Source organism: Micromonospora sagamiensis (genome assembly GCF_014680085.1).
GTDB lineage: Bacteria > Actinomycetota > Actinomycetes > Mycobacteriales > Micromonosporaceae > Micromonospora > Micromonospora inyonensis.
In genome coordinates, this window is record NZ_AP023438.1 from 1,216,714 (window position 1) to 1,235,201 (window position 18,488).

Annotated in this window: 17 protein-coding genes; 4 read left to right on the top strand and 13 right to left on the bottom strand. The window is 71.0% G+C overall.

Annotation, left to right across the window (positions count from 1 at the left end):
• Genes ubiG through IGA62_RS04950 form a run of 4 tightly spaced genes read right to left on the bottom strand, consistent with a single transcriptional unit; the run spans position 1 to position 2,955 of the window.
• Positions 1 to 792 (bottom strand): bifunctional 2-polyprenyl-6-hydroxyphenol methylase/3-demethylubiquinol 3-O-methyltransferase UbiG, encoded by a 792-nt coding sequence (gene ubiG / locus IGA62_RS04935; RefSeq protein WP_145816051.1) that lies wholly within the window; start codon positions 790 to 792, stop codon positions 1 to 3.
• Complete coding sequence (locus IGA62_RS04940; protein ID WP_145816050.1) at positions 792 to 1,496, bottom strand: hypothetical protein; 705 nt, start codon at positions 1,494 to 1,496, stop codon at positions 792 to 794. Before IGA62_RS04940 ends, ubiG begins: the two co-directional genes overlap by 1 nt.
• Before the next feature lie 5 nt (positions 1,497 to 1,501).
• Positions 1,502 to 2,674 (bottom strand): acyl-CoA dehydrogenase family protein, encoded by a 1,173-nt coding sequence (locus IGA62_RS04945; protein ID WP_145816049.1) that lies wholly within the window; start codon positions 2,672 to 2,674, stop codon positions 1,502 to 1,504.
• On the bottom strand, positions 2,671 to 2,955 hold the full coding sequence (locus tag IGA62_RS04950; RefSeq protein ID WP_186499741.1) for an acyl carrier protein: 285 nt from the start codon (positions 2,953 to 2,955) through the stop codon (positions 2,671 to 2,673). Before IGA62_RS04950 ends, IGA62_RS04945 begins: the two co-directional genes overlap by 4 nt.
• A gap of 415 nt (positions 2,956 to 3,370) precedes the next feature.
• Here IGA62_RS04950 and IGA62_RS04955 point away from each other — a divergent pair, with 415 nt between their 5' ends.
• Entirely contained in the window at positions 3,371 to 5,581 is a 2,211-nt protein-coding gene (locus IGA62_RS04955; protein WP_145816047.1) for an MMPL family transporter, read from the top strand.
• Between the two features lie 101 nt (positions 5,582 to 5,682).
• Here IGA62_RS04955 and IGA62_RS04960 read toward each other — a convergent pair whose 3' ends face one another.
• Positions 5,683 to 6,114: a hypothetical protein gene (locus IGA62_RS04960; protein WP_145816046.1), complete on the bottom strand. Its 432-nt coding sequence runs from the start codon at positions 6,112 to 6,114 to the stop codon at positions 5,683 to 5,685.
• 337 nt (positions 6,115 to 6,451) lie between these two features.
• On the opposite strand from IGA62_RS04960, the gene IGA62_RS04965 reads away from it, so the two are divergent.
• Positions 6,452 to 6,706 (top strand): hypothetical protein, encoded by a 255-nt coding sequence (locus IGA62_RS04965; protein WP_145816045.1) that lies wholly within the window; start codon positions 6,452 to 6,454, stop codon positions 6,704 to 6,706.
• A 340-nt stretch (positions 6,707 to 7,046) separates the two neighbouring features.
• Here the strand turns inward: IGA62_RS04965 and IGA62_RS04970 are convergent, their stop codons facing one another.
• The 7 genes from IGA62_RS04970 to IGA62_RS05000 all read right to left on the bottom strand — a co-directional run bounded on the left by IGA62_RS04970 (position 7,047) and on the right by IGA62_RS05000 (position 15,422).
• Entirely contained in the window at positions 7,047 to 7,556 is a 510-nt protein-coding gene (locus IGA62_RS04970) for a Pycsar system effector family protein (protein WP_145816044.1), read from the bottom strand.
• Entirely contained in the window at positions 7,553 to 8,305 is a 753-nt protein-coding gene (locus IGA62_RS04975) for a hypothetical protein (RefSeq protein ID WP_145816043.1), read from the bottom strand. The genes IGA62_RS04970 and IGA62_RS04975 overlap by 4 nt, the downstream gene beginning before the upstream one ends.
• A gap of 1 nt (position 8,306) precedes the next feature.
• The gene (locus IGA62_RS04980; RefSeq protein ID WP_145816042.1) at positions 8,307 to 10,364 is read right to left on the bottom strand and encodes a hypothetical protein; all 2,058 of its coding nucleotides are present in this window, start codon (positions 10,362 to 10,364) and stop codon (positions 8,307 to 8,309) included.
• Positions 10,361 to 11,185: a hypothetical protein gene (locus IGA62_RS04985; protein ID WP_145816041.1), complete on the bottom strand. Its 825-nt coding sequence runs from the start codon at positions 11,183 to 11,185 to the stop codon at positions 10,361 to 10,363. Before IGA62_RS04985 ends, IGA62_RS04980 begins: the two co-directional genes overlap by 4 nt.
• 115 nt (positions 11,186 to 11,300) lie before the next feature.
• A complete protein-coding gene (locus IGA62_RS04990; RefSeq protein WP_145816040.1) occupies positions 11,301 to 11,972 on the bottom strand; it encodes a Crp/Fnr family transcriptional regulator in 672 nt (223 codons plus the stop codon).
• 157 nt (positions 11,973 to 12,129) lie between these two features.
• Positions 12,130 to 14,676 carry an FtsX-like permease family protein gene (locus tag IGA62_RS04995; protein ID WP_232624877.1) on the bottom strand — a complete coding sequence of 849 codons (2,547 nt, stop codon included), beginning with the start codon at positions 14,674 to 14,676 and terminating at the stop codon, positions 12,130 to 12,132.
• The gene (locus tag IGA62_RS05000; protein WP_145816039.1) at positions 14,673 to 15,422 is read right to left on the bottom strand and encodes an ABC transporter ATP-binding protein; all 750 of its coding nucleotides are present in this window, start codon (positions 15,420 to 15,422) and stop codon (positions 14,673 to 14,675) included. Before IGA62_RS05000 ends, IGA62_RS04995 begins: the two co-directional genes overlap by 4 nt.
• A 143-nt stretch (positions 15,423 to 15,565) precedes the next feature.
• Here IGA62_RS05000 and IGA62_RS05005 point away from each other — a divergent pair, with 143 nt between their 5' ends.
• Both IGA62_RS05005 and IGA62_RS05010 read left to right on the top strand, forming a co-directional pair.
• Positions 15,566 to 16,792 (top strand): sensor histidine kinase, encoded by a 1,227-nt coding sequence (locus tag IGA62_RS05005; protein WP_232624878.1) that lies wholly within the window; start codon positions 15,566 to 15,568, stop codon positions 16,790 to 16,792.
• Positions 16,789 to 17,430, top strand: a complete 642-nt coding sequence (locus IGA62_RS05010) for a response regulator (RefSeq protein ID WP_145816038.1) — start codon at positions 16,789 to 16,791, stop codon at positions 17,428 to 17,430. Before IGA62_RS05005 ends, IGA62_RS05010 begins: the two co-directional genes overlap by 4 nt.
• 264 nt (positions 17,431 to 17,694) lie before the next feature.
• Here the strand turns inward: IGA62_RS05010 and IGA62_RS05015 are convergent, their stop codons facing one another.
• Positions 17,695 to 18,432: a hypothetical protein gene (locus IGA62_RS05015; RefSeq protein ID WP_145816037.1), complete on the bottom strand. Its 738-nt coding sequence runs from the start codon at positions 18,430 to 18,432 to the stop codon at positions 17,695 to 17,697.
• Positions 18,433 to 18,488 lie beyond the last annotated feature (56 nt).

The following is an 18,488-nucleotide window of genomic DNA, read 5'->3' on the forward strand; positions in this document are numbered from 1 at the left end:
TCAGCTCTCCTGGGACTTGACGGCCTGGCCGATGTAGCTCACGGCGGTGGACGGGGTGAGGTGGAAGGGACCGACCGCCCGGCCGCGCAGCGTGGCGGGGACGAGCTTGTGCGGCGGCGCCACGGGTTCGAGGCCCTTGGTCTCGGTGAGGGTCAACCCGTGCTGGGCGAAGACCGCGCGCAGCTCGTCCGGGCGGATGAACATCTTCCAGTTGTGCGTACCCGGGTAGATGATCTTGAGGATCTTCTCGGAGAGCAGGATCGCCTTCAGGTAGCTCGCCACCGTGCGGTTGATCGTGTCGAAGACGACGATCCCGCCGGGACGCAGCACCCGGGCGATCTCGGCCACCGCGCCGGGCAGGTCGTGCAGGTGCTCCAACACGTCCGAGATGACCACCAGGTCGACCGCGCCGTCGGGCTTCGGCAGCTCGTACGCCGAGCCGACCTGGTAGTCGACGGTCACGCCGCTCGCCGCGGCGTGCCGGCGGGCGGTCTCGATCGAGCCGGCGGAGAGGTCGACGCCGGTGACCTGGTAGCCCAGCGCGGCCATCCGCTCGGAGACCAGCCCGCCACCGCAGCCGATGTCGAGCACCCGCACCCGCGAGCGGTCCTCACCGAACGCCTCCCGGGCGGTGGCGTCGAAGTAGGCCACCCGGGCCGGGTTCATGTCGTGCAGGGCGCGCAGCGGGCCGGTCGCGTCCCACCAGGAGTCGCCGACCTCGTGGTAGTACTCGTTGTCGATGGCGACCGCGTTCGGGTCGAGCGCGGCCAGGTGCCGGTCGTTGCCCGCCATCACACCCACCTCGGGGTCTCGTCCGGGTCGATGCCGAAGGCGGCCTTGCCGACCAGTTCCCGGGCGAGCGCCCCGGAGACCGGGGCCGGGCTGGCCTTCAGGTCGTGCCAGAGCTGGCCGATCCGCGTCGCGCCCTCGGCGTCACCGGCGACCAGGTCGTACGCGGCGGAGACCACGGCCTCGGCCTCGGCGGCCAGGAACAGCCCGGCGGTGCACGCCTCGGCCAGCGCGGCGGCGTCCTCGCCGACGGCACGACCGGCCTGCCGGTCCAGCAGCGCGGTCATGGTGTCCAGCGACCCGCGCATCCGGGCCACCGCGAACTGCGGGCCGGGCTGCCGGGCGACGTCGCCGGCCTGCCGGACCCGCTCGACGGCCACCGCGTACGCCCGCTCGGCCAGGCCGAGCTGGACCGCGGCGTGGTGCAGCACCGCCTCGGCCCGCCCGGCGGCCAGCGCCGCGCCCAGGGCGAAGGCGGTCGCCCCGCAGCCGGCGGCCACGGTCCGCAGCACCTGCCGCCGCTGCGCGCCGTCGGTGACCGTCGCGGCGGTGACGCCGGCGGCGTCCAGGGCGGCCAGGTTCTCGGTGACCAGGTCACCGGCGTCCACCCGGCCGGCCCGGCGCTTCTCGAAGTCCACGGCCAGGTCGGCGGCCACGCCCACACCCGCGCTCGACATTGCGGTCCCCTCGTTGGTCGTCGTGGTCATCCGGCTCACCCGACCCAGCGCGGCTCGGCGAAGATCGGCACGTCCAGGGCGAGCTTGCCGGCCCACTCCAGGACGACGTCGGTGGCCGGCGGCACCAGCAGACCGGCGACGACGTCCCGGTACATGCGCTGGAGCGGGTCGCTGGAGGCCAGGCCGGAACCGCCCTGCACCTGCATGCCGAGGGTGACCACCTCGTGTGCGAGCCGGGTGACGGTGGTCTTCATGACGCTCATGTCGATGTAGTGCCGCAGCGGGTCCACGTCGTCGTGCTCGGCGTGGATCGCGGCCTCCAGGTGCGCCCGCGCGGCGGCGACCTTGGCGGCCATCTCGGCAACCTTGAACTGGATGCCGGGCAGGTGCGCGTTCGGCTTGCCGATCACGCTGATCACCCGCTGCTGCTGGGTCCGCACCACGTGGTCCAGGGCCGCGCGGGCGATGCCGACGAAGCAGGACGCGAAGCTGCACCAGGCCCAGTGCACGCCCATCATGAACAGCATCGGCAGGTTGCCGCGCTCCCCCACCATCCACTTCTCGTCGATGAAGAGGTCCTCCAGGGCCAGCGAGTGGCTGCCCGTGGCGCGCATGCCCGCCGCGTCCCACTCGGCGGTGACCCGGACGCCCTTCTCCGGCTTGGGGATCAGGAATGCCATCGGCTGCGGCAGGCCGCGGTCGTCGATGGTGGCGGCGGAGAGGAAGAGGTGCGTCGCGCCCGGGAAGCCGGTGAAGAAGCCCTTCCGGCCGTTGAGGACGTAGCCTCCCGCCACCTCCTCGGCCCGGGTGGTCGGGTGCCACCAGTTGCCGCCCACGCCCGGCTCGCTGAAGCCGCCGGAGATCACCGCGCCGTCGAGCACCGCCCGGCAGGCCCACTCCGCGCTCGGCCCGCCGAGACGGGCGATCATGGCGAGACCGTGGACGTGCATGTTGACCGCGAACGCGGTCGACGCGCAGCCACCGGCGAGGACCTGCTGCGCCTCGCACAGCTCGGCGAGGCTCGCCCCGGCGCCGCCGAACTCCGGCGGCACGGTCATCGCGGTGTAGCCGGTGCGGACCAGCTCGGCCATGTTCTCGTGCGGGAAGCTGAGGTCCCGGTCGTGCTCCGCCGCGTTCTCGGCGAACGTCGGCGCCAACTCGTGGGCCAGGGCCACGTAGTCGGTACGGGACACGGCTGCCGTGCTCATTCCTTCTCCTCCCCGGCGGCGGCACCGGAACGCGCCAGCAGCTCCGCCATCGACCCGACGCTGTCCACCTCGGAGGACATCGCGTCCTCGAGCCAGCGCAGCAGGTCGAAGTCCGGATGCTCGTCACGGATGCGGGCGGCCAGCTCGACGAGGTCCAGCGAGTCGAAGCCGAGATCGCGCGTGATCGACGACTCCGGTCGGATCTCCTCGGGACGCAGGGTCGGCTTCACCGCGACCAGGTCGTCGACGAGCGCCCGCACGTGTTCATCGAGACCGATCATCATCCCTCCACGCAAAAAGTGATAAGGTGGCAGCGAAGCTGCTGAATCCCGCAAAGTCTTCCGAGCACGTGGTTGTCTCCGATCCGTAGCAAAAAGGACGCCTTCGGAGGTTGCGCGGCGATCGGAGCGCCCTGAGGCGACACACTCCCGGGGTTGGCGACCTCGGCCGTGCTGGCTCCGCAACGGGCTTGAATGCTTGGACGGCCCACTCGTGAATCACTCAAGGCTCACTCGAGGATGCCTCAACAACTACTCAGGGTGCATGAGACCCGCAGTACCGTTACACGTAGGGTAGCTACGTGTAGAACGCTCCAGTGTGTCTCGAGCGCGACGCGAGTCAGTCACGAGACACTGCTGCGCGGCGATCGGGTGGGTCGGTCGCCCCCTCCGAGAGCGACCTGGGAGCAGAACGTCCGTGAACGCCGTCGTCCGGTTCTCCATAGCCCGTCCGAAAACCGTCATCGCGATCTGGGTCGTGCTCGCCGCGATCTGCGTACCCCTGATGATCGCCCTCACCGGCGCGCTGAAGGCCGGTGGCTTCGACAACCCCCGGGGCGAGGCCGCCGCCGGTCAGAAGGTCATCGAGCGCACCTTCGACGAGGCCCCGGAGAGCCTCCAGGTCGTACTGACCAAACCGGACGGTGACGTCACCACCGAGCTGGCCGAGGCGACCCGGGTGGCCGAGGAGACCCCGCACGTGGCCTCGGTGCAGGACTACCGGCAGGACCCGAAGTGGCTCTCGCCGGACAAGCACACCACCTTCCTCCAGCTCGGTTTCCTCATCGACAAGTCGACGATCCAGCACGAGATCGACGGCCTGCGCGAGCGGATGACCGAGGCGATGCGGGACCGCGGCGTCCAGGTGCACGTCACCGGCGCGCAGGCCCTCGACTACGACCTCAGCGTGCAGTCCGAGAAGGACGCGGTCACCGCCGAGATGATCGCCTTCCCGCTGCTGATCGTCGTCCTGCTGGTGGTGTTCCGCTCGGTCGGCGCGATGCTTCTGCCGATCGTGCTCGCCGGCCTCGCGCTGGTGGTCGCCTCCGCGATCGGCTACCTGATCACCTTCATGACCGACCTCTCCACCCTCTACACCAACGCGGTGTCGCTGATCGGCATCGCCGTCGCGGTCGACTACTCGCTCTTCATCATCAAGCGGTACCGGGACGAGCTGGTCGCGGGCGACACGTACGTCCCGGCGCTGCGCACCGCGATGCGGACCGCCGGGCACGCGGTGCTCTTCAGCGGCCTGGCCGTGGTGGTGGCCCTGCTCGCCCTCTTCATCCCCCGGATCATGGTGTTCAGCAGCATGGCCATCGCCGGCGTGGTGGTCACGCTGGTCGCCCTGGCCATGTCGATGAGCCTGCTCCCGGCCGCGCTGACCGTGATGGGCCGGCGGATCAACTGGTTGTCGCTGAAGCCGCGCGCCGCGCGGGCCGGGCAGGGCGGTCCCGGCCTGCTCACCCGGCTCCAGCGCAAGCCCGCGCTGGCCCTCGCCGTCCTGGTGGCGATCTTCGGGGTGATGGCCTGGCCGATGAGCGACATCCGCCTCCAGTCCCCGGTGGCCAGCGCGACCATCCTGCCCGAGGACGCCGACTCCCGGCAGGGCATCGAGCGGCTCCAGGCCGCGCTGGAGTTCCGCAACCTCTTCCCGGTCCAGGTCGTGGTGAGCGCGCCGGAGAGCACCTCGCCGGCCACGCTCCTCGACGCCGTACGCACGGTCAACGAGACGGTCCGGGAGCAGCAGGGGATCGACACGGTCACCGACGTGACCAGCATCGGGCTGCCCGCCGAGGCGGTCACCGCCGCGGTGAGCGGTCAGTCGGCGGGGCTGCCGCCCGAGGCGAAGGCCGGCTTCGACCAGCTCTGGGGCGCCGACGGCGACCGCCAGGTCAGCCGGGTCGTGGTGATCCCCAGCTCCGACCCGGACAGCGACGCCGCCCACGACCTGATCCACGACCTGCGCGACGAGCTGCCCGGGGCCGTCCCGGACGGGGTACGCGTCCAGGTGACCGGCGCGACCGCCACCGGCGTCGACTTCGACGAGGTCCTGATCGACACGCTGCCGGCGATCCTCATCGCGGTCGCGTTGATCACCATCGCCCTGCTGGCCCGCGCGTTCCGGTCGTGGCTGCTGCCGCTGCTGGCGCTGGCCCTCAACGCGCTGGTGGTCGCGGCCAGCCTCGGCCTGCTCACCACGATCAGCCAGAACTGGCTCGACCAGCGGATCGACAGCACCACGCCGGCGCTGGTCTTCGCCATCATGTTCGGGCTGAGCATGGACTACATGGTCATCATGATCTCCCGGATGCGGGAGCACTTCGTCGAGCACGGTGACCACCACGCGGCGGTCACCGGCGGCCTGCGTGAGACCGCCGGCCTAGTCAACGGCGCCGCCCTGATCATGGTGGCGGTCTTCGCCTCGTTCCTGGTGGCGGAGGTCAGCGTGGTCCAGCAGCTCGGCCTGGGCCTGGGCATCGCGGTCATCCTCGACGCCGTGGTCATCCGGCTGCTGGTGATGCCCGCCGCGCTCAACCTGATCGGCCCGCGCGTCTGGGGCCGCACGGCGCAGCACGCCACCGGCGGCCAACGGAGCACCACCCCGGAGCCGAAGCCCGCCGCCTGAGGCTGCCCTCGCCGGGCCTGAGTCTCGACCAACGTTCTTCCCGCACCGTTCGCGTCTCCGGTAGCCCTGGCCCGTCGCCAGGGCTACCGGTGCATGTGCTTTCAGCAGCGCGGCGGGAAACGCCAACGCCCGTTCCGGGGACGCGCCCCACTGAGGTCGAGCAGCTGCCGAAGCCGGTGGACAAGGACCGCCGCCTGCGCTGTAGAAAGCACGATCTCCCGGCACACGTCGTCCTCGCTGACCCGCAGCGTCACCCTGGGTGGCATGTCCATCCCCGGTATGTCCCCCGCGACCAGTGCGACGTCGGCCCGCACCACCTCGGGTCGCCCGGAGCTGACAGGCAACCGGCGGGAGCGGTGCTGCCGGCGCTCCCGACAGCCAGCCCGGCTGCACCACGACGGATGATCAGCAGAATCCCGGACGGCGAGGCGACCAGTGGCGTAACGGTAGACGTGGCCACACGGCCGCTCGATGTCCGGGGCCAGCACCACCGACTGCGCCGACCATCCCTCACCACCGATGACGGCGATCATGGATGGGGCATGGTGCTGACACGCGTAGGCCGCTCCGTCAAGGGAACCTTCGCTGTAGATCTCCAAGCGAATGCTGGCCGGCCCTCCGCAGCCGGGCATCGGGGGCAGGATCGGCAACCCGGTCACCGCCCGTCAGTGGTGCTGCCTGAATCGAATCCCGCGATCACCATGCCTCCTCGCCAGACGCCCGGGCATACCCGGATGCTGCGGATTGCCACTCTGGAGCTTCAACAGAGCCAGACACAGACTGGCACAGTTGGCCAAATCATTCAAGTAAAACTTGGCCAATATAGCACCGGGCCAAGTTGGCCAAGATCGATGGTGGAACGATCGGGGCGTGGCAGACGACCTGGCAGCAGCGGTCAGGGCATACGAGGTCGCGCGGGCAGCGGTAACCGACGCGCAGGTGGAAGCCGACCGGATCGTCGCCGCCGCGAAGACCGACGTGGTCGCGGCCCGGGCACGTCTCGCCGGTGCGATCGTCGCAGCGGCCCGGAGCGGCATGCGCCAAGTCGACATCGTGCGGGCGACCGGATACACCCGCGAGCGGGTTCGGCAGATCCTGCGAGCCGGCGGCGTCGAGGCCGACTGATTCGGACCGCACACGGTGCCCCCATTGCTCAGGACCCGACCTAGCGCTACAAGCAGGCTCCAACCGGCACACAGCAGGGATGGCCACCGCCCGCAGGCGGCGCAGACTCCAACGGTGGACCGACGTGGTGGCGCGACAGGCCATGTCCCGCCACCACCTCCGGTGAGCAGTCGGGGGCACCGAAGGCGGCTTCCGGACACTCACCCCCACGGCGTGGTGGGCAGGCAGCATGCCGGCGAGCGTTCTCGCCGCCCGCACCTCGGCAGTGTCGTCGGCACCGCTCTACCCGCAGGAGGATCAGCCGTCAGACCGATCCGTCTCGCTACCGCTGACGGGACCGTCACACCAGACCGGCTACGAGCCAGGCCAGCACGCCGAGCACAAGGAGCCGAATTGACCACGTGACATAGACGAACTTACGATGCGCCACCACGTGTGCCGCCCAGATGTGTCCCGCCAGCATCCTGGCCGTGGCTTCCTCATCGGCCATGGTCGCCAACCATGCCTCGACGAATCCCTGGCTGTTGCGTCCGTAACGCTCGGCCACGTACGCGAAATGGTGCAGCGGCTCTGACGCAGCTGCCTGTCGTCGCGGCATTAGCGTGTGCAGCGCGAGGAGGGCACTCGTCGCTGCCGCCACCGCAGTAAACACCGGCAGTGCCGTGGACCAGGCCGGACCGGTCACCGTCAAGGGGTTCTGACCGGACCACAGGCTGCCTCCCAGGAGGCCTGCGGCCGCGAGGACCGCGGCCGCCTTCACGTCGGCGAAACGGATGGTTTCGTGCAGTTGTTGGAGGGCGACCCATCCAGCTTCGTTACGCAAACTGGAGGAACGGGCCACGCCGGTCACGACGCGGTCCGGTCGCTCGGCTCCCCCAACTGGTTCGCGAGGTCCGGTCGATCGAAGCTACGGAACACCCGATCGAGCTGGCCGATCAGGTGCCAGCGCTCGTCCGCGCCGAGACCGGCGAGGAACTTGCCGATCAGCACGCTGACCGAGTCCTCTTTGACCTGCGGGGGTGCGGTCACTGGCTGGCCACTGCCGAGTTGGATGGCGACCGTGTCGAAGACGGGGTCCGCCAAGGCCCGGAGGTCGGCCGGGTGTCGCAGGTGCCAGTACATCCGAGCCAGATCCGGCTTACCGAAGATCTCGTCGCGGAGCCACCGGAGCTGACGCAGTTCACCCTCGCGGCGCTGTTCCTCAAGGGTCGCGCGTCGTTCGGCCTCCTCCCAGGTGGTGGTGGCCGCGAGCGCCTCGGCGGGCACGGTGATACGGACGTGCAGGTGGGTGAGGACCAGGGCGGTCCGGGGCACCGGGATCTCGCTGACGCCTCTGGCGTTGATCAGATCAGCCAGGTGACTCGCATCCGTGACGCGACGGGTAGCGGCCCATCGAGCGAGGTGGTCCCAGGTGAAGGCGCGAACCTTGGCCTCGGCCTCCGGCTCACTCCCCCGCCACTCGACAGTCACCTCCGCCTGGAAGTTCGCACCGGGCAGCGCGCTGGCCAGGGTGGCCTCGAACATGTACGACGGCGACGGCGGGTACACCTCGCTCTCATACGTCCACTCCCGGGAGAAGCCACGGAAGAGATCTCGCATCTCACGCTCCTACGATCAGTGGATCGACCTGGTGCAGGCTCTCGACGACGTGGTCACGCACCTCACGCCGATCCGGGTTGGTCACGTCGCCATCGACCGGCTGCCACGTGAACGCCAGCTTGGAGAGGCGCACGAGACGGCGGGTACCGCCGTCCCCACGACGCACCACGTCCCCGAGGAATTCGACGATCCGCTCTCGGTTCTCCTCGGACAGGAGCGCCGCGTCGAGCAGACTCTCGCCGAGCTCGGCATGGGTCACATCCGCCTCGGCCCGGTCGAAGAGTCGGGCCACGGCCCCGACGAGCCCGGCGCGTAACGGCCCGTCCTGCCAGGCCATCAACACGGGATGGGCCTCGCTGCGGGCCAGCGCTGCGAACACCCGCCACGCCGTTTCCGCACGGCCACCAGCTTCACCCTCGGTCCAGGTGGTGACCACCTCGACGATCCGAGGACGTAGCCGGGGAATCTCCCAGAGCCGGCGCACCGCCGTCACGATGGCCTCCCGGACAACTGGAGAGCCACGGTGGGCGATGTGGCCCAGGCGGGTGAGCGACACCCGGGGGTAGAGCCTGGCGAGTTCTCCAGAGCAGACCTCGGCAATGGTGCAGAGCGACTGATCGCTCGCACGCTCCGCGCGCGACCAGCGGTAGAGCAAGCTCCGGACGTCAGCTCCCACCTCGTCGCTCATGGCGGTGGCCGTCAGGGCCTGCACCACGTGAGGCCGGAGGTACGGCTTTCCGGTCCACCGATTCAGCCATACCAGCGGGCGGGTGTCCCGGCTCCGGAGCACGATGGCCACCAGGTTGCCAACGATCCGTTCAGCCAACCGGGTCTGCCGATGGTCGTTCCGCCGTAACGGCAGGTCCATGGCCCACTCCCACAGCTTCCTGTGGAACCAGGCAGAGCGGTCACCGTGCAGGAAGGTCAGCACCGCCGTGGCGTAGTTCGCCCGCTCGAACCGGAGCCGACCGTCCACCACCTCGGCGTTGATCTCGCTCATCAGCGCCCGCAATCCGACCTCAGCGAGCCCGTCCGACCGGACCGAGGGCAGGTCACCGAGGGTCTGCCCGAGCGAGTTGACCGCGTCGAGCACCTCGGCGGGTGGCTCTCCCTCGAGCAGGGCGGCCGCGACGAGGAACAACCGATGTCGGATGCTCCTGGCCGCACTGAACCAGGCGGCCAGGACATCGTCCCAGTCACCGTAGGCACCGCACACTTCCTCGACGAGCTTCGGCACGTCATGATCAGGGTGGTTCCGGACGGCGGTCACGATGATCCCGGCCAGCCGCATGGCGTCCGTCACCGTGGCTCGGGCCAGCACCTCACTGATGGTGGGATGCCCGACGATGGAGGAAGCGTCGACCGCGTGCACTGCGCACTCACGGCGTACCACCTCCGGGAGATCGGGGGGCGTGACCTGGAGGACGGACACCGTCCCGACGCTGCCGACAGCGCCCCATACTCCCGGGGTGGCCACGACCACCAGATGCGCGTCCAGGGTCGCCAGGTGCGCGGCGTGGGCCTGCAACCGGCGGCCCAGGTCGGGACTCACCCGTTCCCGCTGGTCCGGCAGACACAACAGATAGGTCAAGCCCCGCTCCGCCGGCAGATCCACCGCAGCGAACGGGCGCCCCCGCTCCTCGTCGATGAGGATCTCCTCCAGTCGCCGACCCGCCTGGCTCGCCTCGTGCAGGAGTGCGACCGCAGCGGTCCGCAGCCCGGAGTTTGCCGGACCCAGCACCACCACCCACGGCTGGTCGCCGACGAGGCGGGCTGCGGCGGCCCGGTCGAGGGACAGGTCCTGGTCCTGGCTGCTCAGTCGGTAGCTGCGTGGTGCGAGCGACTGCACGACCTGGTCGACGTAGGCCCGCAGCAGGTGGTGACGCCGAATGGCCTCGTTGATCAGCTTGTTCTCGACGAACGTCTGGTGCACTCCGCCGTGCACGGTGCCACCGGAGACCACCTGACCGACGTTGATGCCGATGGCAGTCGGCTCCGGGTAGAGGTCGTCCTCAAGTCGGTCCTCCTCGGCGAGCACCACCGCCTCCTCGATGCTCATGACCTGCTCCCGAAGGGGTGGCCGCCAAAGGACTGTTGCATTCCGCCGTGCACGGTGCCACCCCCGACCACCTGCCCGTAGTTGGTGCCCACCGACTGTTCGGATGGCGGGTAGGCAGGCGCTGGCGGGGACTGCGGCTCCGACGCAGGTTCCGGCTCGTCGTCCGTTCGGCCTACCGGCCACGCGCCAGACGGGGTGGGTAGGTGCAGCCACGCACGCTGCGCGAACGCTTTGCCCTCCACGCGGGCCTCCACGTCGACGAAGTGGTCCGGGTGCAGGCCGGCGTAACCAGCGCTGATCACGTCGTGGAAGACCCGGTCGGAGACGATCATGGCGACGAGGGTGATGCGGGGCTTGGCTTCCCTGAGTGCGCTTTTGACCACTTCGGAGTCCAACAGTCGGTGCGTCTCGTTCCGGGCAGTCCCGTTGCCGCCCTGTCCCACCGCCGCCACGTCGGTGGGTAGGGGACCCACGTGCAGGCTCACCCGCAGCCGCAGGGGCTCCTCCCCGGGGTGTTCGCGTCGATGAGTGTCCAGGCGCTCTTGGAGCTTGGCCGGGAAGGGGTGAACGAGGTACGGGAGTACGCGGGTGGGCAGACCCACGGCCAAGCCGTCCCCGGTGGGGCCGTAGAAGTCGGGACTCGACCACTCCGCGTCCAGCCCGGCGTCCCGCATCGCGGCCCCGACGAGCTGGTGGATGGTGCGGGAGACGTTCTCGTGCGTACAGCCGGGCAGATCGGTAAAGCCCTTCGCGTCGACCGCCAGCACCGCGCGGTACGGCGGTAGCGGGCGGGACTGCTCGAACGGGGGTGACTGGTCCATCGCGTTCCCTTCGCAAGTGGCCGGACGGGGGTAATCGTGTCCGGCCTGCTCCGGGAGAACTGCCCAGCACTGTGCACAGCACAGGTGACGCGGGTATCAACCGCTGCCGACCGCGTCAGCCTGCCATCCGGTGTAGGGCATCGACGTCGAGAATCGAGACCCGCATCCGGTGAGTGTCGATCACGCCTTCGGCGCGAAGAACCCCGAGCGCGAGGACAACGGCGTTGCGGGACGCGCCGATCAGCTCGGCCAGATCCTGTTGAGGCAAGTCGAAGGCACGTTGACTACCGGCGGCATCGGCCGTCACGTAGAGTCGGAGCAATGCCCGGGCAAGGCGCTGTCGCACGGGAAGAACGGCGATCTCGGTCCGCTGGACGTCGGACTGCCGGAGGCGATTGACGGTGTACCGGGCATAGGCAGCGGTGACGGACGGCCGTTCGATGAACCGTTTGAAGCTCGCCCCGGGCACCACCCGGACCACCATGGGGGTCAGCGTGGAGACGGTGCCGGAGCGAGGGCCGCCGTCCATCACTGCCAAGTCGCCCACCACGTCACCGGCCCCGCGAATCGTCAGGATCGCACTTTTGCCTACGGGCTCTCCACGGACCACCTTGACCGCGCCCCTGAGGATCACGTACGCGTGATCCCCCTCGTCGCCCTGATGGAACAACTGGTAGTCCGCCTCCATGCGGCACCGGGTACCAAGGGAGCACATCGCGACCCACTCGGGCGTCGAGAGGTAGGAAGCCAAACCGCCGGTGCCGGCAGACATGGTGTCAACGTCCACGCACAGAAGGTAACGAGTCGTGTCCTTCTAGGTCTGCCCGGTGTGCCAGCGGTGGGAGCGGTCCGCACCCGCCCGGCTCACTTCCGCGCTCGTCGAGACTGCGGCATCACGTCGACGTGATGCCGCAGTCTCGACGAGCCCTCCGACATGGATTCGGTCAGCCGTCGGTGGCCAGGGCGGCGACCGGGCTGACCCGGGCCGCGCGGCGGGCCGGCAGCAGGCCGGCGAGCGCCGTCGCCGCCGCCAACACCACCACCACGAGTGCGAGCCGTCCGGCCGGGAACTCGACCGGCACGTTCCCGCCGAGCGCGGCCACGGTCAGCCACGAGTACGGCAGTGCCAGCAGCAGCCCGGTCACGGCGCCGAGCAGCCCGTACAGGCCGGCCTCCACGGTCAGCATGGCCCGGAGCCGGTGCCGGGACATCCCGACCGCCCGCAGCAGCCCGGACTCCCGGGTCCGTTCCACCACCGACAGCGCGGTGGTGGTGCCGACGCCGACCACGGAGACGACGACGGTCAGCCCGAGCAGGGCCAGCATCACCCCGAAGACCTCCCGCAGGTCGCCGTCGACGTCGTCGCGGGCATCGGCGAGCACCTGGACCGCCACCGCGCCGCCGCCGAGGGTCCGCAGCGTCTTCAACGCCGACGTCCGGGCGTCCTCCCCGTCGGTGACCAGGTCGGCCAGCAGGCCGGTGGGCTTCGCCGGCACGCCGAGCCGGTCCAGGTCGGCCGCATCGAGCAGGACACCCGCGTCGACCGGGGTGTTGTCCAGGGTGGCTGCCAGGCGCAGCTCGACCGTACGGGCACCGAGGGTCAGGGTGAGCGTCTCCCCCGGCCGCACCCCGGCCGCCTCGGCGTAGTGGGAGAGCAGCACCACCCGCCCCGGGCCCAGGTCGGTCAGGGAACCATCGACGGCACCGAAGTCCTCCCAGGTGGAGAGCTGGTGCAGGTCCAGGTCGACGGCGAGCATGCTCTCGACCTGTCCACCGGCCACGGCCACCCCGGGCACCCCCCGGTACGGCACCACCGTGGTCAGCTTCTTCTCCGCGCGTACCCGCTCGACGAACCCGTCCGGGAGGAACCCGTCGCCGTCCCGGGCGGCCGCGACGTGCAGGTCGCCGGGGGCCATTCCGGCCAGTTCCCGCTTCGACAGCGCGGTGAGCGAGGCGCTGCCCACCAGCGCCCCGGCGATCAGGGTGACGCCGAGGGCGACCACCACGCTCACCGCGGCGGCCCGGCGTGGTGCCCCGCCGACGCCCCCGACGGCCAGCCGGCCGACCGGACCGAGCCGGCGCAGCGGCCACCCCACCGTGGCCAGCAGCGGCCGGACCAGCACCGGCCCGAGCGCCACCAGCGCCGCGTACGCCAGGGTGCCGGAGGCGACGATCAGCAGCAGCTGCCGCAGCGGGTCGTAGCCGTCCTGACCCGTACCGGGCAGTTGGCGGACCACCGTCAGGAACACCAGCGCCGCGCCGACGACGCCGAGGATCCCCACCACCGCACGCGGCCGGTTGACCCCGCGCTGGGCGGCGGTGGTGCTGGCCGTGCGGAGCGCCTCCAGCGGCGCGACCCGGGCCGCGCTGACCGCCGGGGCGGTCACCGCGAGGACGGCGACCAGCACGGTGCCGAGCACCACGGCGACCGCCGCGCCGACCGGGCGGCCCGGGAAGGCCACCTCGCGGCCGAGGCCGCGCAGCAGCAGCGGGAGGCCGTACCCGAGGCCGGCGGCGGCCAGCACCCCGCCCGTGCCGGCGACCAGCCCGGTGAGCGCCCCCTCGGCGACCAGCGCGCGGAACAGGTGGGACCGGTCGGCGCCGACCGCCCGGAGCAGGGCGAACTGCCGCATCCGCTGGGCGAACACGATCCGGAACGTGGAGGTCGCGACCAGGGTGGCGGCGACGACGGCGGTCGCCACGAACATCGCGATCACCGCGAACAGTTCGTGCACCCGCTCGCTGACCGCCTCGGCCTCGGTGAGCCGGGCCTCCTCGCCCGAGCTGAGCACCGGCGTGCCGCCCTCGTACCCGGTGCCGGCGAGGGCCCGGTCCAGGGCGGTGCGGACGGCGTCCGGGTCGGCGTCGGGGGCGAGCCGGACCTCCACCTGCGTCAGGCCGTCGTGCCCGGCCAGGCGGGAGAGTTCGCGGTCGGAGGTGTACGCCAGCTCGCCGGTGTCGTCCGGCACCTCCAGCACACCGCTGACGGTGAGGGTGACCGGCCGTTCCGAGACCCCGGTGGAGATCCGCACCGTCGCGCCGACCGGCAGGTCGAGCCGGTCGACCGTACGCTTGCTGACCGCGATCTCGCCCGGCGCGTCCGGATACCCGCCGGTCACCACCCGGACCGTGGCGAGCGGGCCGGTGCCGGGGTCGGCCAGCAGCGAGAGGCCGGTGCCCGGCTGGCCGTCGAACTCGACGTACACGTCGGTCCGCCCGACCGCCTCGGCGACTCCGGGCACCTGCCGGGCGGCGGCCAGCGCCCGGGTCGTCGCCTGTTCCCCGTCACCGGGGCCGATGACGAGGTCGGCCGCCGCCGGGGTGCCGCTGAGCCGGCCGAGCACGGTGCGCTCGGTGATCTCCTCGGCGAGGACGGTCCCGAAGGCCACGAACGCCGCGATGACCATGGCCAGCCCCATCAGCAGCAGCCGGGCCGGACGGCGGGCCGCGTCGCCGAGCTGGGTACGCAGCAGGGTGGAGCGGCGGCTCACCGGGCACCGGCCAACTCGCGCAGGGCCGCACCGATCGTGGCACCGTCGGGGTGGTCGAGGTCACCGGCGATCCGACCGTCGGCGAGCAGCACCACCCGGTCGGCGTACCCGGCGGCCACCGGGTCGTGGGTGACCATGACCACGGTCTGCCCGAGGGTCCGCACGCAGGTGCTCAGGAAGGCGAGCACCTCCGCTCCGGAGCGGGAGTCCAGGTTGCCGGTGGGCTCGTCGGCGAAGACCACCTCGGGACGGGAGACCAGGGCGCGGGCCAGCGCGACCCGCTGCTGCTGGCCGCCGGAGAGTTCACTCGGGCGGTGCGTCAGCCGGTCACCGAGCCCCAGCACCTCCACCAGGTGGTCGAACAGCTCCCGGTCGACATCACGCCCGGCCAGGTCGAGCGGCAGGGTGACGTTCTGCGCGGCGGTGAGTTGCGGCAGCAGGTTGAACGCCTGGAAGACGAAGCCGATCCGTTCCCGGCGGACCTTCGTCAGCACCTTGTCGCTCTGCCGGGTCAGGTCGGTGCCGCCGAGCAGCACCTGACCCGAGGTCGCCGTGTCCAGCCCGGCCAGGCAGTGCATCAGGGTGGACTTCCCGGACCCGGACGGTCCCATGATCGCGGTGAACCGGCCCCGGCCGAACCCCACCGACACGCCGTCGAGGGCGTGGACCGCCGTCTCGCCCCGGCCGTACACCTTGACCACGTCGACGGCCGCGACGGCGGCCGTCCGAGTGGGGTGCGTCGTCATTGTTCCTCCTGTGCTGAACGTGTTCGCCCAGCGTCGCGGTCGGCCCCCCGGTCGCACATCGGTCCACGGTCAGGGCCCGGCGGTGCGGGGTCCACCTTTCGGCAGATCCGTCACCGCCCGGGGCGCGGCTACCGTGGGTCACGATGATGGAGCGACTGGACGCCTGGGGACGCCGGGCCGGGCAGGCGGTGGCGCTGACCGGCATGGCGCTGCTGGGCATCGTCGACGTCGCCCTGGGCGGCGTCTTCGTGCTCAGCGGCGACGTCGGCCTGCTGGTCGCCCTCTGGCACGTCGCCCTCGCGGTGGGCGCCGCAGCGGTGTGGTTGCCCGCGCACCGGCAGGGGTCGCGGCTGCTGCCGGTGGCCGCCGCGGTGCTGGTGGCCGGGTCGCTCGCCACCACGATCGGGCGGTTCGTCCTGACGCAGGATGCCGGGCTGCTGGCCGACGGGGGCCCGCGCGGCATGTCGATCTCCTGGGGCCTGGCCGAGTCGGTCGGGCTGCTCGGCGTCGTCTTCGTGGTGGCCCGGTGGGCCGCTCCGGGGCCGGCGCTGGTGCTGGTCGCCGCGAGCGGGCTGGCCGTGTCGGTGCTGCCGATGCGGGTCGGCACGGAGAGCGCGTTACAGGTCGTCGGGATGGGCTACGCGCTGCTCGCGGCGGGCAGCGCCGCCGCCGGCATGTACTTCCGGATGGCGGCCACCGCCCGGGGGCGACAGCTCGACACGGTACGCGCGGAGCAGCGCGCCGAGTTCGCCCGCGACCTGCACGACTTCATCGCCCACCACGTCACCGGGATCGTGGTGCAGGCGCAGGGGGCCCGGTACGTCGCCGAGCGGGACCCGCAACGGGCGGTGGCCGCGCTGGAGCAGATCGAACGGGCCGGCGCGGAGACCATGACCGCCATGCGCCGGATGGTGGGGGTCCTGCGCGGACACGACGCCGCACCCGACGCGCCTCTCGCGCCGCTGGCCGGGCTGGCCGAACTGCCGGACCTGGTGGAGAACTTCGCTGCCGCCGGGCCGGTCGAGGCGCACCTGCACACCGAGGGGCACCTCGATGACCTGGCGGTGGAGGTGACATCCTCGGCGTACCGGGTGGTGATGGAGGCGCTGACCAACGTCCGGCAGCACGCCACCGGGGCCCGGCGGGTGGACGTACGCGTCACCCGTACCCCGGACTGGCTGCTGGTGCGGATCAGCGACGACGGGCGCGGGCCGCGCGCCGGGCGGACCCGGGAGCGACCCGGGTTCGGCCTGGTCGGCCTCACCGAGCGGGCGGGCGCGCTCGGCGGTCGCCTGAGCGCCGGACCGGGTGTGGACGGAGGATGGGTGGTCGACATGGCGCTGCCGCTGCACGGGGGGCGCGGCCGGTGATCAGGGTGTTGGTCGCCGACGACCAGGCCATGGTCCGCACCGGCTTCGGCATGATCATCGACGCGCAGCCGGACATGACGCTGGTCGGCGAGGCGGCCGACGGCGTCCAGGCGGTCGAGCTGGCCCGTCGCCTCCGGCCGGACGTCGCCCTGCTGGACATCCGGATGCCCCGGATGGACGGGCTGGAGGCGCTGCGGCTGCTCGCCGGCCCCGGCGTCACCGACCCGGTCCGGGTGGTCGTGGTGACCACCTTCGACCTCGACGAGTACGTGCACCAGGCGCTGCGCAACGGCGCGTGCGGCTTCCTGCTGAAGGACTCCGGCCCGGCACTGCTGGTCGAGGCGCTGCGCGCCGCCGTCTCCGGGGACGCCCTGATCAGCCCGTCGATCACGGTACGGCTGCTCCAGCACCTCAACCCGCCGACCGCGCCGCGCCCCGGCGAGATGGGCCTCTCCCCCCGGGAGTTGGAGGTGGTGAAGCTGGTCGCGCGGGGCGCGACGAACGCCGAGATCGCCGCCCGCCTCTTCATCACCGTCGGCACGGTGAAGACCCACCTGGGCAGCGTGCAGACGAAGCTGAACACCCGCAACCGGGTGGAGATCGCCGCCTGGGCCTGGGAACGCCGCCTGGTGCAATAGCGGAACCCCCGGCCTACCCAAGCCGGGGTTCCAGGTTTCCGCCCAGCTCGCACGCCGGACGCGCTTAAAGCCGTAGGTCAGTTTGGAAGGCGTCGCCTCTACCAGGGACTGCAAGACGAACGGTGTAACTCCTGATCAAGGAGCAGCACTTGATGTCCCATGGAGCGATGATCGATGAGCCTTGTCCGTGCCGCGGCCGGTGCTGCGACAACGCATGCCTCACTTGCAGCAACAAGTAAGCCCATTTCGCCAACTGCCTTCGGGTTACTGAGTCCGGCCGCACCGGCAACGGACGCCCTCGTCAAGTTCGGCGTCGAAGCGGTGGCGCAGATCGTGGCCCAGCGCAAGCAACTCTCGAATCTGTTGGCAGGTCAGCCGCCGCCCTTCCCACATCAGTTCGGCGAGACCGTCGGAGTACGCAGGTGCAGGGACATCCTCGGTCATATCGACGTCGCACAGTACTGCAAGGTCACCTACAGGTATGCCGAGAAAGTGCGCAAACCCGCTGACGAGTTGCGGAGCGAGCATCTTGCCTTCGATGGCAATCTGGTTGACCGTGGAGCTCGACAGGTACGGGCCGCCCGAGTAGAGCAGCAGCTGAGCGGCGGAGGTGCCCTTCAGGTTTCGGTAATGCAGCAGCCGGCCGATAATCGCCCGCGCCTTGTCCTTAGGGAAGGGGCGAAGCGGCGGGGGTAGTGGCCCCACCAGTGGCTGCTGAGGCATGGCTCGAGCTGCAGCGAGCAGGATCGGCCGGGCCGGGGGCACAGCGACGTAGTCCCAAGCCATCCGGCCCGGATCGGCCTTGGGATCCGTGGGGGCAAGATCTGCGGGCAGGTCGTGTCCGACCAGCGCGAACAAATCGGCCGTGTGCCAGCCCAATGCCGGAGCAAGACGCCGCAGAGTCTCTGGTGCCGCGACGTCGTCACCTGCATCTCTGGCTACGGCCACCGCCTTCCAGCCACGTCGATCCGTCAGCCGGCGCAGCAGAACCTCGACCTCCATGCGACCTCCCAAGCCAGGTCCAGCAGATCACTGATCTGCCGTACGCTACCCTGCCA

What these genes read in the sequence shown, in the direction of transcription:
- IGA62_RS05015 (WP_145816037.1), bottom strand. Translation starts at nt 18,432, where the DNA reads ATGGAGGTCGAGGTTCTGCTGCGCCGGCTGACGGATCGACGTGGCTGG.
- IGA62_RS04980 (WP_145816042.1), bottom strand. Translation starts at nt 10,364, where the DNA reads ATGAGCATCGAGGAGGCGGTGGTGCTCGCCGAGGAGGACCGACTTGAG.
- IGA62_RS04975 (WP_145816043.1), bottom strand. Translation starts at nt 8,305, where the DNA reads ATGCGAGATCTCTTCCGTGGCTTCTCCCGGGAGTGGACGTATGAGAGC.
- IGA62_RS04960 (WP_145816046.1), bottom strand. Translation starts at nt 6,114, where the DNA reads ATGATCGCCGTCATCGGTGGTGAGGGATGGTCGGCGCAGTCGGTGGTG.
- ubiG (WP_145816051.1), bottom strand. Translation starts at nt 792, where the DNA reads ATGGCGGGCAACGACCGGCACCTGGCCGCGCTCGACCCGAACGCGGTC.
- IGA62_RS05000 (WP_145816039.1), bottom strand. Translation starts at nt 15,422, where the DNA reads ATGACGACGCACCCCACTCGGACGGCCGCCGTCGCGGCCGTCGACGTG.
- IGA62_RS04950 (WP_186499741.1), bottom strand. Translation starts at nt 2,955, where the DNA reads ATGATCGGTCTCGATGAACACGTGCGGGCGCTCGTCGACGACCTGGTC.
- IGA62_RS04945 (WP_145816049.1), bottom strand. Translation starts at nt 2,674, where the DNA reads ATGAGCACGGCAGCCGTGTCCCGTACCGACTACGTGGCCCTGGCCCAC.
- IGA62_RS04940 (WP_145816050.1), bottom strand. Translation starts at nt 1,496, where the DNA reads ATGACCACGACGACCAACGAGGGGACCGCAATGTCGAGCGCGGGTGTG.
- IGA62_RS05005 (WP_232624878.1), top strand. Translation starts at nt 15,566, where the DNA reads ATGATGGAGCGACTGGACGCCTGGGGACGCCGGGCCGGGCAGGCGGTG.
- IGA62_RS04985 (WP_145816041.1), bottom strand. Translation starts at nt 11,185, where the DNA reads ATGGACCAGTCACCCCCGTTCGAGCAGTCCCGCCCGCTACCGCCGTAC.